The organism is Streptomyces sp. NPDC030814 (assembly GCF_055572155.1).
This window is the reverse complement of record NZ_JBVIDX010000013.1, coordinates 68,736-84,099: the sequence shown is the minus strand read 5'-3', so window position 1 is coordinate 84,099 and position 15,364 is coordinate 68,736. Positions and strand designations below refer to the sequence as shown.

Below are 15,364 nucleotides of genomic sequence, written 5' to 3'. Positions count from 1 at the left end.
TCTTGACAAGGCCGCTCGGACACTCTCCCGAGTGCCCGGCTTCCGAAGGAAACAACGACTGGAATCAGGACAGAATTCCCAACCCACCCCACTATTTTTCTGATCTTGCAGTACCCTGTGCCGCCACAGGAGGAGGTGTGATGTCGGCGGAGTCGGTAGAGGTGCAGGTCAGAGCAGGAGTCGAGGCCGACCTCGACGCCCTCACCGACATCTACAACCACTACGTCCGTGAGACGCCCATCACATTCGATACCGCCGTTTTCACTCCGGAAGAGCGCCGCCCTTGGCTGCTCTCCCACCTTGTAGACGGTCGGCATCGCCTCATAGTTGCCACCGCAGCACATTCACAGCGAATCCTCGGCTACGTCACGAGCAGCGCGTTCCGCGCCAAGGCGGCGTACGACACGTCCGTGGAGGTCTCCGTCTACCTCGCACCCGAGGCGGGGGGCCGGGGCGTCGGCACCCTGTTGTACGAGGCGCTGTTCGAAGCCCTCGCGGCCGAGGACGTCCACCGCGCGTACGCCGGCATCGCCCAGCCGAACGAGGCCTCCACCCGCCTCCATGAACGCTTCGGCTTCCGGTACGTGGGAACGTACCGCGAGGTCGGGCGGAAGTTCGGCCGCTACTGGGACGTGGCCTGGTACGAGAAGGAGCTCCGGGCCGGGTCCTGATCACGCGGGAGGCGGGGGAGCCTGGCCATGGCGGCGCGGATGGTGTCGGCGACGGCGCGGACGTCGATGCCGAGGCCTCGCAGGCGGGCGGCGACCTCGTGGAGGGGGATGCGCAGCCTGGCGGATGCGGCGCACAGGTGGCCGAGGGGCACCGGGTCTCCGGGGGTCAGCCACAGGGATCCACCATGGACGGAGGGAAACTCGCCTCGCAGCGGAGGTACATCCAGGTCCTTCCTGAGCAGCGTGAGGTCGTCCCAGAGGTCCTCCCGCCGTTCGGACACGTGCCGCCTGGAGAAGGCCGGCACGCGCAGCCCGTACGACTGCAGGCGGACACCGATCTCGGTGACTGATCTGCGCAGCTCGTACGCTGTCGCCAGGAGAACAGGCACCGGGACCACTGCGTCGGTGGTACGCAGCACCTGCCAGATGTAGAGGTCCCGGTCGAGCACGGACCGGTCGAGGTCGGTGGGCGCCTCGGGCAGGACCAGCGGGCAGTCGGCCCCCAGTTCACGCAATCTGTCCGCTGCGGCTGCTTGCGACACCCCCTCGTCGTGGGCCACGGCCCATACCCGGCTCCACCGCCGCGATCCCCGCAGAGGCCACCCCAGTTCGAACCCTCTGCCGAGCAGGGGGCCGAAAAGTCTCCGGTCCCGGTCCGTGGGCCGGACCGGCCCAGGAGGCATGGGGCGCAGGCCGTAGGCGGTGAGTACGGCGGCGGCATCGGTCACGGCCATGCGGCACGCCCGTGCGGCATCCACGAGGGTCTTGTGGAGCACGATCTGGCCCGCCTGGAGCCAGTCCGGTTTGCCGTCGTGATTGCGGCTGAGCAACCGCAGATCGTCGGAGGACTGCCGTCCCGGCGGTTCGGCCACTGTCAGTCCGTAGTTCCGCAGTCTCCGGCAGACCTCAGGTACCGGGATGCCTGTGAGCTCCGAGCTCCGCAGCACGTGCCCCGGCGGCACCGCACGGTCGTCGCTGAGCCAGTGGCCCTCACCACCGCCGTCCCGACTCAGCAGAATCATGTCGCTCTTGTCCGGGCGGTCCGGAATCGTCTCGGCCAAGGAGACGTCGAAGCCGTACGCCCTCATGCGGTCGGCCGTCTCCGCGACGCTCAGGCCCAGGTCCACATAGGCGTGGAGGAAGTGGCTCAGGGGGACCGGCCGGCTGGTGGACAGCCACATCAACGACCGGTCGGAGGGCAGGTACTCGGAGTCGATGGGGCCGTCCCTGAGCAGGTCGATGTCCACCGGGTCCGGCTCGCCGTCCGGATAGCAGGCGTCGTCCAGCGCCGCGATGCCCAGCTGCACGGCACGGGAGACAGCAGCCCGCGGGGTCCGGCCGATTCGCCCCGCGATCTCCAGCACCCATCCGGGACGGGTCGCCGAGCTCCCGGACATGAGCAGCAGCACGCCGTCCGACGGGAGTGCCGGAAGGAGCGGATCCGCCTTCCTCAGTTCCGGAACGAGGGCCACCAACCGGTCCGCCGCTTCGTGGGCGAGCAGCCGCCAGAGCAGGACGTGGTCGCTGACCTCCAGGGACGGGTAGTTCCGATAGCTCTCGTCGCGCCAGTGATCGCCGTAGCCGTCGGAGCTCCAGGCGAGGATCCCGTCGTCCGGCGGAAAGCATCCCACCTCGGATGGCCGGAAGGTCTGGCCGCCGGCCAGTCTCAGCCGCACGTCGGCAGCCATGGCCGCCTCGGCGATGACGTCGGCGATTCCGGGGTGGGTCTTCGCGACGTGGCACAGCCACGGATAGCTGAGCAGGCCCTCCGGTGAGGATGTCAGCTCGTCGGCGGCCGCGCGGAGCAGTTCCTCCACGTCCCCCGAGATGTCGCTGAGGATCTGAAGGCGGTCGATCGACAGTTTGGGCACCCGGTGCCCGGTCAGGTTCACCACGGCCCCGCGCAGCACGGCATCGTCGGCGTGGTCCACCGAGGGCTCCCCCGCGAGCACCCCTGTCAAGCGACTCGGCTCGGTCAGGATCCCGTCCACCAGCACCCCGCCCCCCGACTCGCACCACAGCACCTCGGGCGTGCCGCCCTCCCGCGTCGGCCCCGGCACCCGCACCCCACCGGCGTTGATCGCGTGCGTCCGTTCGCCGGACCTCATCGCGTACTCGCCCGCCGCCCACCTCGCCGACCGCATCCCGTGTTCGGCCGTCGTCTCGAACTCGGCGACGCCGAGGAGGCGGAGCAGCTCGGTGACACAGGAGGGGGCCCGCTCCCGCAGATAGAGCCGGACCGTCGTGCCCGGCTCCCTCCGCTCCGCGCTGCGTTCGATGCGGAAGAGGTGGTTGGGCCCGTGGATGGCCACCTTGAAGCACGGTTCCGACGTGGCCCCGTCCTCGCCCAGGCGCCGGGTGATCACCTCGATCTCGTCGGCGATCATGAAGTAGCTGAGCACGCCGATGCCGAACCGGCTGACGGGGTGCATCTCGATGCCCGCGTGTTCCCAGAGGGCGCGTTCGTTGCGTACGTCCGTCAGGTCGGTGAAGCGGGTGCCCGCTCGGGCGAAGACACGGCTCAGCTCGGACGCACCCATGCCGATGCCGTTGTCCTCGCAGAGCAGATACGGGCGGCCGTCGGGGCCGACCCCCTGCTCGAGGCGGATCCGGCCCGTCCAGTCGTCGTCCGGGGCGCCCCCGTGCGACCTCGTAGCCAGGAACTGGGTGCGGGCCTTGCGGTAGCGGCAGGCGTCCAGCGCGTTCTGGTACAGCTCGCGGATCGCGAGGCCGGGGCTGCGGTAGAGCTGGTCGCCCATGAGCAGTTCCTGGACCCGGCGGGGGTCGACCCGGAACTTGCCGTAGCTCTCGAACTTGGGCCGGTCGTCGTCGCCGAGGGCGGCCTCCACGCCCTCGGCGGACGCCCGTTGAGGCAGTGCCAGCAGCGGGGTGAGCGTGTCGTCGGCGCCCGCCGCGCGACGGACGTCGTAGAGGAGGAGGTCGACCTGGTCGACGTGGCGTCGCAGGGCCTCGACTACCGCCTCGTGGTGACAGTCGGCGGCCTGGAGGACCATACGCCCGTTGCCGGTGTGCCAGGCGGCCTGGTCCACAGTCTCCCGCAGGTCGGGCAGACCGACCGGGTGGGGGATGCCGAGGTTCTCCACCAGGTCGTCGGGGAGCGCGGGAACGTCCAGGGCACGGGCGCGGGCGACGGCCAGGAGGACGGCGAGCCGTCTCACCCGGAGCTGTTGCGGCACCCCCAGACCACCGGCACCACCCGTGCCACCAGTGGCGGACGCGACGGCCTCCAGCCGGTCCAGGCGCTCCTGGCGGCACATCTCTCCCAGCGACAGCCGCAGCCCGTACAGCAGTTGGCCGGTGCGGCGCCGGTGGAACAGCGTGCTCGGCACGGCGTCCGGCAGCGGCAGTCGGCCGAGCAGGTCCGTGTACGCCGTCCAGTGGTCCTCGGTCCCCCGCAGGCCGTGGTCAACCCACTGGTGGAACAGCCACCACCCGATGTCCGACTCGGCGCCCCGCCGCTCCGGCAGCTCCAACCGGGCCCGGCGGACGAGGCGTTCATGGCCGCGGTCGAAGAACCTCTCGAAGTCTCCCCGGTCTCCCCCGGTTCCCGTCAGACGGAGGTCAGCGGGGTCGACATGGGCCCGGTCGGCCGCCGTACGCGCCCACACCGTCTGCGACAAGTACGGCGCGAGCGTCAGGAGCAGGATCTCGGCGGGGTGGAAGTCCCAGTCGGGGGCGTCCTCCGCGCAGACCAGCTGACCGATCTGGCCGTGGAAGCGGGTGGGGAAGGAGCGGTCCCACCAGGGGTCGCCGGCCGTCTCCCATCCCGTCTTGTCGTGCAGGACGGCGAGCGCGGCGGCGATGTCGCGCGCGGCGGCCCGGAACGGTGCGGGGTTCCTCTGCGGCGGCAGGCAGCGCCAGAGCGGGGAGTTGACGACCTCCCCCGCCCAGCCGGGAAGCGTTTCGGCGGGGGCGTCTGCCGAGGGAGGTGCGGACGGCGCGTAGTGGTTGATCACCACCTGGTCCACGTCACGTGCCTGGAACGCCGTGCCGTGGACCGTGGTGTCGTTGATGCTGTTGTTCGCCCCGCCCTGATCCGTCACGCCGTCAAGCGTAGGAGCAACTGGCCCCGCCCTGAGGGGGAAAGCTCCTCGCGGGGCGGGGGTGCCGCGGTCAGCGGCCCTTCTTGACGGGCTGCGGTCAGCGGCCCTTCGTGACGGGCTGCGGTCAGCGGCCCTTCGTGACGGGCTGCGGTCAGCGGCCCTTCTCGGCGCAACGCGCCTCAGCCGAACTGCACCGACCGCTTCGCCAGGCCCATCCAGAACCCGTCGATCACCGACCGCTGGGCGTCCAGCTCACCGGCGGCCTCGGCCGCGCCCATGGTGACGAAGAGCGGCGCGAAGTGCTCGGTGCGGGGATGGGCGAGCCGGCCCGCCGGGGACTTGTGGAGGAAGTCGAGGAGGGAGTCCCAGTCGCGGGACTCCAGGGCCCGGTTGCCCCAGTCGTCGAACTCGGCGGACCAGGTGGGGATGCCGCCCTGGCGGAGCGCGGCGAGGTTGTGGGTGAAGAATCCGGAGCCGATGATCAGAACGCCCTCGTCCCGGAGGGGGGCGAGCTTGCGGCCGATGTCCATCAGCTTCACCGGGTCCAGGGTCGGCATGGAGATCTGCAGGACCGGGATGTCGGCCTCCGGGAACATCTCGACCAGCGGGACGTACGCGCCGTGGTCGAGTCCGCGGTCCGGGATGTCCTGGACGGGCGTGCCGGGGGCCTGGAGCAGCCTGCGCACGGAGGCGGCCAGCTCGGGGGCGCCGGGCGAGGGGTACTGGACCGTGTAGTAGTGCTCGGGGAAGCCCCAGAAGTCGTAGACCAGCGGGACGGGGTCGACCGCGCCGAGGGCGAGCGGGGCCTCCTCCCAGTGGGCGGAGACCATGAGGATCGCCTTGGGGCGGGGCAGCGTCTTCGACCAGGCGGCCAGTTCGCCGGGCCAGATCGGGTCGTCAGCGAGCGGTGGCGCGCCGTGGCTCAGATAGAGGGTCGGCATGCGCTCGGCGGTGGCGGCGGACATAGGGGTGACTCCCTCGGCAACGCGCGACTCGCGAGCGGGGCCACGCATCGGCACATACGGCTCATGGAGCTCGTAGGCCTCAAGCGGTCCACAGCGGTCGCTTCAGGCTCTTCCGGATACTTGAGACCTCGCCCCACTCCCCAGTAGTTGAAGTCTCAATATTTCTTGTTTCACCCTACATCTCTATAGTTCAAAATTCAAGAAGGGTACTCGTACAGTGGAGGTATGAAGACACCGTCCGCCGCCGAAAACCCCCGCTGGCTCACCGACGAGGAACAGCGCGTCTGGCTCGCCTACGTCCATGGCACGACCCTGCTCGACGACCACCTCGATCGCCAGCTGCAGCGGGACGCCGGCATGCCGCACCTCTACTACCACCTGCTCGTGGTGCTGTCCGGCGCGCCGCAGCGGCGGCTGCGGATGACCGAACTGGCGATGCACACGAAGATCACGCGCTCGCGCCTCTCGCACGCCATCGCCCGGCTGGAGAAGAACGGGTGGGTGCGGCGCGAGGACTGTCCGTCGGACAAACGGGGGCAGTTCGCCGTACTGACGGACGGCGGGTTCGAGACCCTGGAGAAGAGTGCGCCGGGGCATGTGGCCGCGGTGCGGCAGGCGCTGTTCGACCGGTTGTCGCCGGAACAGCAGAAAGCCCTCGGCGAGATCATGGAGATCATCGCCGAGGGGCTTCAGCCGAAGGACGCGGGGGCGGATGTGCCGTGGCTGCGATAGCGCTCCGCCGGGGGCGCCGCGGGAGGGGGGAGCCCTCCCGCGGCCACGAGTCGTACCCGGCCGGCCGCGCGGTTGCTCACGCCCCTCGCGTCGCCCCCGGCCACGGGGCGCGCTCGGTCAGTGGGCGATCACCGGGACCTTGACCTCGTCCGCCGCGTCCTCGGTCGAGCCGGCGGTGGCCGTCATGTCCGGCTTGCCGGTGGTGACGAAGGTGAAGGCGATGGCGGCCGACACGACCAGGATGCCGACGGCGAACCAGATCGCGTTGGTGTAGCCGTCGACCATGCCCTGGAGCTGGATCAGCTGCTGCTGGGGGCGGGAGGTCGCCGCGGCCATGTGGTCCTGGATGTAGGACGTGGTCGCGGAGGCGGCGATCGTGTTCAGCAGAGCCGTACCGATGGCGCCGCCGACCTGCTGGGAGGTGTTGACCATCGCGGAGGCGACACCCGCGTCACGCGGTTCGACGCCGTAGGTGGCGAGGGACATCGCCGGCATGAACGCCGTACCCATGCCGAGGCCGAGCAGCAGCTGCGCCGGCAGGAGCAGACCCGCGTACGAGGAGTCGATCTCCATCTGGGTCAGCAGCAGCATGCCGAGGCCCGCGACCAGGAAGCCCGGCGCCATCAGCAGGCGCGGCGCCACCCGGGTCATGAGGCGGGTGCCGATCTGGGTGGAACCGACGATCATGCCCGCGATCATGGGCAGGAAGGCGAAACCGGTCTTGACCGGGGAGTACCCCTTCACGATCTGCAGGTAGTAGGTCAGGAAGAGGAACAGACCGAACATCGCGATGATCGCGAGGCCGAGGGAGAGGTAGACACCGCCGCGGTTGCGCTCGGTGATCACACGCAGCGGCAGCAGCGGGGCCTTGACCTTGGACTCGACGAGGGCGAAGGCGGCGAGGAGCACGGCGGAGGCGATGAAGAGGCCGATGGTCACACCGTCGCCCCAGCCGTCGGACTCGGCGCGTGTGAAGCCGTAGACCAGCGAGACCAGGCCCAGGGTGGACAGGACCACACCGGGGATGTCCAGCGGCGAGCGGTTGCGGCCGCCCTCCGGCTCACGGATGACGAAGTACGCGCCGGCCGCGGCGATCACCGCGAACGGGATGTTGACGAAGAACGTCCAGCGCCAGTCCAGGTACTCGGTGAGGAAGCCGCCGAGGATCAGGCCCACGGCGCCGCCGCCACCGGCGATCGCGCCGTAGATGCCGAACGCCTTGGCGCGCTCCTTGGCGTCCGTGAACATCACGGCGAGCAACGAGAGCGCGGCGGGCGCGAGCAGCGCGCCGAAGGCACCCTGCAGGGCGCGGGCACCCAGCATCATGGCCTCACCGGTGGCCGCGCCGCCCAGGGCGGAGGCACCGGCGAAGCCGATCAGGCCGGTGACGAAGGTGCGCTTGCGCCCCCACAGGTCGGCGATACGGCCGCCGAAGAGCAGCAGACCGCCGAAGGCCAGGGCGTACGCCGTGATGACCCACTGGCGGTTGCCGTCGGATATCCCCAGGTCCTGCTGGGCGGACGGCAGGGCGATGTTCACGATGGTCGCGTCGAGGACGACCATCAGCTGGGCGAGCGCGATGAACACGAGCGCTTTCCAGCGGTTGGAGTGCGAATCGTCCACCGTGTCGGGGACATTCCGGGCTGTTGCAGACATGGGGATACCCACTTCGGGACTTCGTGACGGAAAAAGCCAGGTGAAAGAGCGTGGTGAAGCGATAGGGCGCCGGTGGCGGAAAGGGTCGGTTCGCGATGGTTCGTTCGCGACGGTCCATGACGGTTCGTTCGCGACGCTTCGCGACGAAAGGCGTAGAGGAAGGGAAGGGCGTCGACCGATCTCGGTCAGGTCAGGTCAGGTCAGGTCAGGCTCGGCGCAGGTCCTCCATCGTGACGGGAGTGCCGGGCAGTTCGGAGTGGGCCGGAGCCCGCAGACCGTCGAGCAACAGCTGCAGTTGACGGTGGAGGAAGCGGTCGACACCCGCACACTGGGTACCGGCCGGCGGGCGGCTGAGCTGGCTGACGGCAAGCATCAGATCACCGACGCTCACGTCGTCACGGAGCTGTCCGGCCCGCTGGGCCCGCTGCATGATCGCGGCCGTCAGTTCCTCCAGTCGTTCACGAGCCGCCTCCAGGTCCGGGTGGTTCTCGTCGAACGCGCTCTGGACCATCGGGCAGAGCGCGCTGATCCGTTCGTCGGCGGCGGCGTGCACGAAACGGGACAGCGCCTCGAACGCGTCACCGGTCTCCTCCAGCGCGACCTCCGCCGCCAGCGCCGTACGGTCCATGACCGAGCACACGACCTCCCGCACCAGTGCCTCGCGGTCCGGGAAGTTGCGGTACACCGTGGCGTTGCCCACGCCGGCCCGGCGGGCGATCTCGTCGAGCGGCACGTCGGGGCCGAACTCGACGAACATCTCCCGGGCGGCGGTGACGATCCGCTCCCGGTTGCGCAGGGCGTCCGCCCGGGGACGGGAGACCTTGCGCTCGGGGGTGGCGGTCTGCACGGCGTGCCTCCTGACGATCGATGACTGACGACTGACGACTTACGTCTCCGAATCCGGGGACCGTTTCCCCGTTTCGCTCGGACACCTGACTAAACGGGGAAACGATCCCCGGTTATTTCCCGACCGCGAAAAGATTTCCCGTGACCTGGGTCACACCTTCCTGGGGGGCGGATCACACAGTTACGGACGGAAACCCCACGTTCGGCCCATCCAGCGCGCGCCCCCGCCTGCCCCGACACAGGGTGATCGAAGGGTGCGGCCGTGGCCCGGGCGGCTGCCGTGGAGCGAAGGGCGCGTGCATGCAGCAGCCGTTCCGCCGAAGCGGGATACCCGAGCACCGGTCGCGCGCGCCCCACCGGGCACTGCCCCGGCGCGCGTGGCGGGCGCGCCGGACGGACGGCACACATACGACGACCGGGATGGGCGGCATGGGCGCGATACGCGCCCGCCGAGCCGTCGCGCTCGCCTCGGTCACCGCCCTCACCTTCGCGGTCAGCACCGCCGCCGGCACCGGGCACCTCGCGTCGAAGGCGGCACAGACGGCCGGGGGGGCGGTCGCCGTGGCCCCCGGTTCCGGGCTCGCCCCGTGCAGGATCCGCGGCCGGCCCGGCGTCCAGATGTCCGAGGGCATCCCCACCCCGCACGGCTACTCACGCTCCACCGGCACCGTCCGCGCCCTCAACCTGATGATCGACTTCTCCGACGCGCCCGGCGAGGGCAGCGCGATGGACCGCTTCGCCGAGTTCGCCCCGCAGACCCAGAAGTGGTTCCGGACGAGCAGCTACGGCCGTATCGACTACCGTCCCGAGACCCCGCTCACGGAGTGGCTGCGGATGCCGAGGACCTTCCGTTCGTACGGCATAGAGCGCGGCGTCCCCTTCGAGCCGGGGTACCGGCGGCTGGTCCAGGACCTGGTGCGCGTCGCCGACCCCGTCGTCGACTTCCGGACGTACGACCTGGTCAACGTCCTCGTCACCCCGAACGCGGGTCCCTCCGCCCTCGACACGGTCCTGTCGGTGACGTTCGCCGGGAACCGGGAGGCGCCGGTCGCGGACGGCATCCCCGTCGCCAACGCGTCGTTCGTCTACAGCCGCCAGGACGACGGCTCCGGCACGTACCAGGAGACCGGCTACCGCGTCCTGCCCCATGAGAACAGCCATGTCTTCGGCCTGCCCGACCTCTACACCCACGAGGGCGGGGGCGCGGTCGGGCACTGGGACATCATGAGCGAGGACTGGGGCGTCGACAACGACATGCTGGGCTGGCACAAGTGGAAGCTCGGCTGGCTCGACTCGTCGCAGGTCGGCTGTGTGTCCGCGCCCGGCGCGGCGCAGTACACGCTCACGCCGCTCGCCAAGGCCGGCGGGCCCAAGCTGGTGGTGGTGCCGCTCACGACCCGCACCGCGTACGCCGTCGAACTGCGGACGCGGGCGGGCAACGACGTCGCCGTCTGCCGTGCCGGTGTCCTCGTCTACAAGGTCGACGCGGACATCGACACCGGCAACGGGCCCATCAAGGTCTACGACGCGCACCGCGACAGCGGGGGGTGTACCCGTAGCCCCAACGTCCACGCGGAGCTGTCCGACGCGCCGTTCGTGCCCGGCGAGACGTTCAGGGACGCGAAGGCGGGGGTGGAGATCAGGGTGACGGGGAGGAACAGGGCAGGGAACCACCGGGTGGTGGTGAGCCGGCGGTGAGGAGATAGAGGCGGGGTGAGGGTGCCGGGGCGGGTGGGGCGTGGGCAGGGGGACGCGAGGGTTTCTGAGTGCGTGGACAGGGGGACGCGGGGGTTTCTGAGTGCGTGGACAGGGGGACGCGGGGGTTTCTGAGTGCGTGGACAGGGGGACGCGGGGGTTTCTGAGTGCGTGGACAAGCGCGGGCCGGTGGGGTGCCGGTGGGGGCCGTTCGCGCGGGGAACCACACGAACAACCACCGCGCCACCCGCAGCCGCCCCGCCACACGCACGCCCGAGGCATGGGCACCCGTCCCCGAGCTTCCGGGCGCCCCACCGAGCCGCGCGGCCCACCCGCATTACCGTGGGCCCATGCGCCCGAACGCCCCGAGTGACGCCGACTCCGGTTCCGCCTCCCCGGCCGCCCCCGCGACCGCGGCGCCCGTCGAGGCCGTCGCCCCCCTCATGCGAGGGATCACCGTGCTGCGGCGGCTCACGGAGGCGGACGGCGTGTTGAGTCTGAGCGCGCTGGAGAGGGCCACGGGCCTCGCGCGCTCCACGGTCGACCGCATCACCGCGACACTGGCCCGGATGGGCTACGTACGCCTGGACGGCCGCGACGCGGTCCTCGCCCCCCGGCTGATGGAGCTGGGCAACGCCTACCTCGCCTCGATCCGCCTCCCCCGCCTCCTCGACGCCCACGCGGACGCCCTCGCCGACGAGTTGGACGAGTCGGTGTCGCTGGCGGTCGCCGACCGGGACGGCGTCCGTTTCATCCACCAGGCGACCCGCCGCCGCGCGATGTCCCTCAGCTTCCGCATCGGTGACCTCCTCCCCGCCGAACGCACCGCCCCCGGCCCGCTGTTCGCCATCGAGTGGGAGTCCGCGGACTGGGCCCGCTGGCGCGCCCGCCGCGAGGCCGACCCCGAGGGCCGCGGCTTCCCCGCGGTGCCGCCGCGCGAGGGGGCGTACGACGACTTCGAGGCCCGTACGCAGTCGGCGGGCGCCCAGGGGTGGGCGCTGGACGACCAGTTGATCGAGCCGGGGCTGGTCGCGGTGTCCGTACCCGTCCGGGATCCCCGTACGGGCCGGGTCGCGTGTGTGGCGAGCGTCGTCAGCCACACCAGCCGGCACACCGCCGACTCACTGCGCTCGACGCTGCTGCCGCGGCTGCGGGCGACCGTGGCGCGGATGGAGGCGGAACTGGCACAGGAGCCGCGCGAGCCCGCCGCGCCGGAGGGCGGCTCCCCGGCCCCGTCCGGTCTCGCCGCCTGGACGGGCGCATCCAAGCAGGAACTGGGCCGGGAGTTCATCGAGTCGCTCGCCCGGGGACTGACGGTCATCACCTCGTTCGGCGAGGGCCGTGCCGACCTCACCCTCACCGATGTCGCAAGGGCCACCGGCCTCGCCCGCGCGACGGCCCGCCGGGCGCTGATCACGCTCGAACACCTCGGGTACGTCGAGTCGTACGACCGCGTCTTCCGCCTCACCCCGCGCGTCCTCGGCCTCGGCTTCCCGCCCCTGTCCATGCTGCCGCTCCCCCGGATCGCCGCCCCGCATCTGGCGGAACTGTCCGCGAGGGTCCACGACTCGGCGTCCCTCGCGGTCCTCACCGCGGCCGGGGACGAGGTGCAGTACACGGCGCGGGTCGCCACCAGCCGCATCATGAGCGTCAACATCACCCTCGGCACACGGCTTCCCGCGTACGCGACGTCCCTGGGCCGCGTGATGCTCGCCGGTCTCCTCCCGGAGGTCTCCCTCCCCGAACGCCTCATCCCGCTGACGCCCCGCTCCGTCACCGACCCCCAAGAACTCCTCACCGTCCTGGAACGCGTCCGCACCGACGGGTACGCCCTCGTCGACGGCGAACTGGAGGAGGGTCTGCGGTCCATCGCCGTCCCCGTCCACGACCGCGACGGCCGGGTCACGGCCGCCGTCAACGTGGCGATGCACAGCAGCAGGCGGTCGGTGGAGCAGTGCGTGGAGGAGGTCCTGCCGGAACTGCGCGCGACGGTGGAGCGGATCGAGGGCGAGCTGCGGGTGGCGGGAATGTTCCGGCGGGTACCGGGCGTCTGACCCCCCTCCATACAGATCGCGAGGGCACCCCGGCAGAGGATGCGAACACCGTACGCCCGCCTCACCGCCCGTACGCCCTGTGCGAATGCCGTGCGCTACGGTGACCGCCACCAGCCGTCGACGCGAGAGGAACCGGCGATGCCAGCCGAGCAGCAGGGCTTCCAGTCGGTGTGGACCCGCCCCCGGACCGCCCGGGAGCAGCCCGCGCTGAGCAGGGAACACATCGTGTCCGAGGCGCTGCGGCTGCTCGACGAGGAGGGCATCGACGCCCTCAGCATGCGCAAGCTCGGCGGCCGGCTGGGCGCGGGCGCCACCTCGCTCTACCGCCACGTCGCCAACAAGGACGAGCTGATCGAGCTCGCCGTCGACGAGGTGTACGGCGAGATCGAGGTCACCGCCTCCCCCGACCCGGCCACCTGGCGCACCGACACGGCCCGGTGCGCCCACAGCCTGCGGGCGACGATCCTGCGCCACCCGTGGCTCGCCTCCGTGCTCGGCGAGATGGGCATGTCCTACCTCGGCCCCAACTGGATGCGTGTCTCCGAGGCCATGCTGAAGCTGCTCACCACGGCAGGCTTCCCCGCCGGCGAGGCGGACCGGGTCCTCGGCACGCTCGTCGCGTACGTCACCGGCATGGCCACCAGCGAGGCCGCCTGGCTCACCGTCCTCGCCCGCAGCGGCCAGGACGAACAGACGCTGGTCGAGCGCCTGTGGCCGGCCGCCGAGCAGGCCGCCCAGGACTATCCGCTGCTGCGCGAGGGCTACGCCGAACAGCGCGGCGCGGACCCGCGGACCGCCCGGGAGGAGGGCTTCCGGTACGGGTTGGAGCGTGTGCTGGACGGGCTGGCGACGCGACTGACGTAGCCGCACCGCGGCCCCGTCCTCACCCCCGCCGGGCTCACCTGTCGGCTCACCCGTTGACGCCCGTGTACCGGCTCAGGCTCCAGTTCCACAGCAGCCGTGACAGCACGAAGGCGACGAGGCCGATGAACGGCGCGGCCACGGCGAGCACCTGCGGTACGCCCATGTCGTCGCCGTGCCCGGTCAGTACCCCGGCGGGGAAGTAGGCGATGAAGGCGAGCGGCACGACGAAGGTGAACGCGGCGGAGGCGGCCTTCGGCAGGATGCTCAGCGGATAACTGCCGAAGGTGCCCATCAGCTCCTCCAGCCACTGGGCCCAGTACGAGGTGGCCGGGAAGTGGAACGCGGCGGCGGCGAGCGCCGTGAACAGCGCGGCCTCGACGAGCATGCCGCCGAGGACCCCCGCCACCACGTACGCGATCCGCCCCGCCGTCCAGTCCAGCGAACTCCGCTGGAGCGCGGCGGCGAAGAGCCCGACCGCGACGACCAGGTCACCGATGGCGTTGACCGGGAAGAAGGCGAGCTGGACCTGCCGGTACACCGGCATGGGCCGGATCAGGCAAGGGTCGACGATCCCTTCCTGGACGAGGACGTTCATGTACTGGACCCGGCCGAGGAACAGCACGTACAGCCCGTGGGCGAGCATCCGCATGCTGGCGATCAGCAGCACGTCGGAGCTGGACCAGCCGCCGAGCCCGGGGAACCGGGTGAGCAGCACCGAGGCGAAGACGATGATGGAGACCTGCCAGATCGCCCCGATGGCGACCCCCATCAGGAACTCGCCCCGGTACTCCAGCCGGGCCTTGAAGTTGAGCTTGGTGATCCGCCAGACGACACGGGCGGAACGGGCGCCTCTGCCGAAGGGGTTGGTCGGCGTCGTCGGCGTCGTCGGCGTCGTGGGCGTCGGCGTGGGCGTCGTCGGCGTCGTGGACGGAGGGGTCATGGTCATCCTCCCTGGGCCACGACACGTCGGCCGGCCCGGCCCCACAGCCGACGGGTGAGCAGGGCGAGCAGCACGATCCACGCCCCTTGGACCGCCATCTGCCCGAACGCGTCCCCGACCTCGATACGGCCCACGTAGATGGAGAGCGGCACGCCGAGGGTGGCCTGGAACGGCAGGAACGCGCTGAGGGTGATGAACCAGTCCGGGAAGTACCAGAGCGGCGCGTACACACCGGAGAGCAGGTTCTGGGCGAAGACGAGGATGAGGAGGGCCGACTCGTTGCGCAGCGTCCAGAAGCACAGCAGGTCGACGAGCATCATCACGTAGTACAGGACGAGTTGGCCGAGCAGCATGCTCACCAGGAAGACCGCGGCCACCGCCGAGGAAGAGGGCGGGGCGACGACCCCGGCGGCGAGGCAGAGCACGTATCCGCCGAGCACCCATGCGAAGCCGTAGACCTGGTCGCCGAGGGCGCGCAGCGCGTAGTAGCGCTGGGGCCGCATGGGCCGCAGGTACCAGTAGACGATCGTGCCGAAGTGCAGATGCTGGATGACGGTGTCGCGACCGGCTCGCCGGTCCAGCCCGCGGATGCGGCCCGCCAGCACGGCGAGCACGGCGTAACCGACGGCCTGGGTCTCGTCGAGCCCGGCGCTCGACTCGGTGTTCGCGTACAGGCCCCGCCACAGGTAGACGACCAGACACACCTGCACGAGGAGCCGTACGGCGGTGGCGGTCATCCGGGGCGGGGCGAGGAACTCACCCCGGGGTGTGATCGAGGCGATGCGCCGGATGCGGGAGAGGGTGGGGGTGGGGGCGCCGCCGGTGATGGTGTTGTCGGTGAGGGTGCTGTCGGTCGGGGTGTTGTCGGTCGGGGTGT

General features: G+C 70.9%; 11 protein-coding genes. 5 read left to right on the top strand and 6 right to left on the bottom strand.

Annotated features, from left to right (window positions below; genetic code table 11):
* Positions 1-140: 140 nt before the first annotated feature.
* A complete protein-coding gene (locus tag ACZ43N_RS26125; protein ID WP_468100812.1) occupies positions 141-671 on the top strand; it encodes a GNAT family N-acetyltransferase in 531 nt (176 codons plus the stop codon).
* Here ACZ43N_RS26125 and ACZ43N_RS26120 read toward each other — a convergent pair.
* On the bottom strand, positions 623-4,735 hold the full coding sequence (locus ACZ43N_RS26120) for a wHTH domain-containing protein (protein WP_468100811.1): 4,113 nt from the start codon (positions 4,733-4,735) through the stop codon (positions 623-625). The genes ACZ43N_RS26125 and ACZ43N_RS26120 overlap by 49 nt on opposite strands.
* 179 nt (positions 4,736-4,914) lie before the next feature.
* On the bottom strand, positions 4,915-5,700 hold the full coding sequence (locus ACZ43N_RS26115; protein ID WP_468100810.1) for a dioxygenase family protein: 786 nt from the start codon (positions 5,698-5,700) through the stop codon (positions 4,915-4,917).
* Positions 5,701-5,925: 225 nt separating this feature from the next.
* Between ACZ43N_RS26115 and ACZ43N_RS26110 the strand changes: the two genes are divergently transcribed.
* Positions 5,926-6,432 carry a MarR family winged helix-turn-helix transcriptional regulator gene (locus tag ACZ43N_RS26110; protein ID WP_468100809.1) on the top strand — a complete coding sequence of 169 codons (507 nt, stop codon included), beginning with the start codon at positions 5,926-5,928 and terminating at the stop codon, positions 6,430-6,432.
* A gap of 117 nt (positions 6,433-6,549) precedes the next feature.
* Here the strand turns inward: ACZ43N_RS26110 and ACZ43N_RS26105 are convergent, their stop codons facing one another.
* On the bottom strand, positions 6,550-8,088 hold the full coding sequence (locus ACZ43N_RS26105) for an MFS transporter (protein ID WP_468100808.1): 1,539 nt from the start codon (positions 8,086-8,088) through the stop codon (positions 6,550-6,552).
* Positions 8,089-8,293: 205 nt separating this feature from the next.
* On the bottom strand, positions 8,294-8,935 hold the full coding sequence (locus tag ACZ43N_RS26100; protein ID WP_468100806.1) for a TetR/AcrR family transcriptional regulator: 642 nt from the start codon (positions 8,933-8,935) through the stop codon (positions 8,294-8,296).
* A gap of 419 nt (positions 8,936-9,354) precedes the next feature.
* Here ACZ43N_RS26100 and ACZ43N_RS26095 point away from each other — a divergent pair, with 419 nt between their 5' ends.
* The 3 genes from ACZ43N_RS26095 to ACZ43N_RS26085 all read left to right on the top strand — a co-directional run bounded on the left by ACZ43N_RS26095 (position 9,355) and on the right by ACZ43N_RS26085 (position 13,547).
* A complete protein-coding gene (locus ACZ43N_RS26095; protein WP_468100971.1) occupies positions 9,355-10,632 on the top strand; it encodes a M6 family metalloprotease domain-containing protein in 1,278 nt (425 codons plus the stop codon).
* A gap of 347 nt (positions 10,633-10,979) precedes the next feature.
* Positions 10,980-12,683 (top strand): IclR family transcriptional regulator domain-containing protein, encoded by a 1,704-nt coding sequence (locus tag ACZ43N_RS26090; RefSeq protein WP_468100805.1) that lies wholly within the window; start codon positions 10,980-10,982, stop codon positions 12,681-12,683.
* A 138-nt stretch (positions 12,684-12,821) separates the two neighbouring features.
* Positions 12,822-13,547 (top strand): TetR/AcrR family transcriptional regulator, encoded by a 726-nt coding sequence (locus tag ACZ43N_RS26085; protein WP_468100803.1) that lies wholly within the window; start codon positions 12,822-12,824, stop codon positions 13,545-13,547.
* A gap of 46 nt (positions 13,548-13,593) precedes the next feature.
* Here ACZ43N_RS26085 and ACZ43N_RS26080 read toward each other — a convergent pair whose 3' ends face one another.
* Together ACZ43N_RS26080 and ACZ43N_RS26075 are read right to left on the bottom strand one after the other, a co-directional pair.
* Positions 13,594-14,487, bottom strand: coding sequence for an ABC transporter permease (locus ACZ43N_RS26080; RefSeq protein ID WP_468100801.1), 894 nt, complete (start codon positions 14,485-14,487; stop codon positions 13,594-13,596).
* Between the two features lie 2 nt (positions 14,488-14,489).
* Positions 14,490-15,224, bottom strand: coding sequence for an ABC transporter permease (locus tag ACZ43N_RS26075; RefSeq protein WP_468100969.1), 735 nt, complete (start codon positions 15,222-15,224; stop codon positions 14,490-14,492).
* Positions 15,225-15,364: the final 140 nt, after the last annotated feature.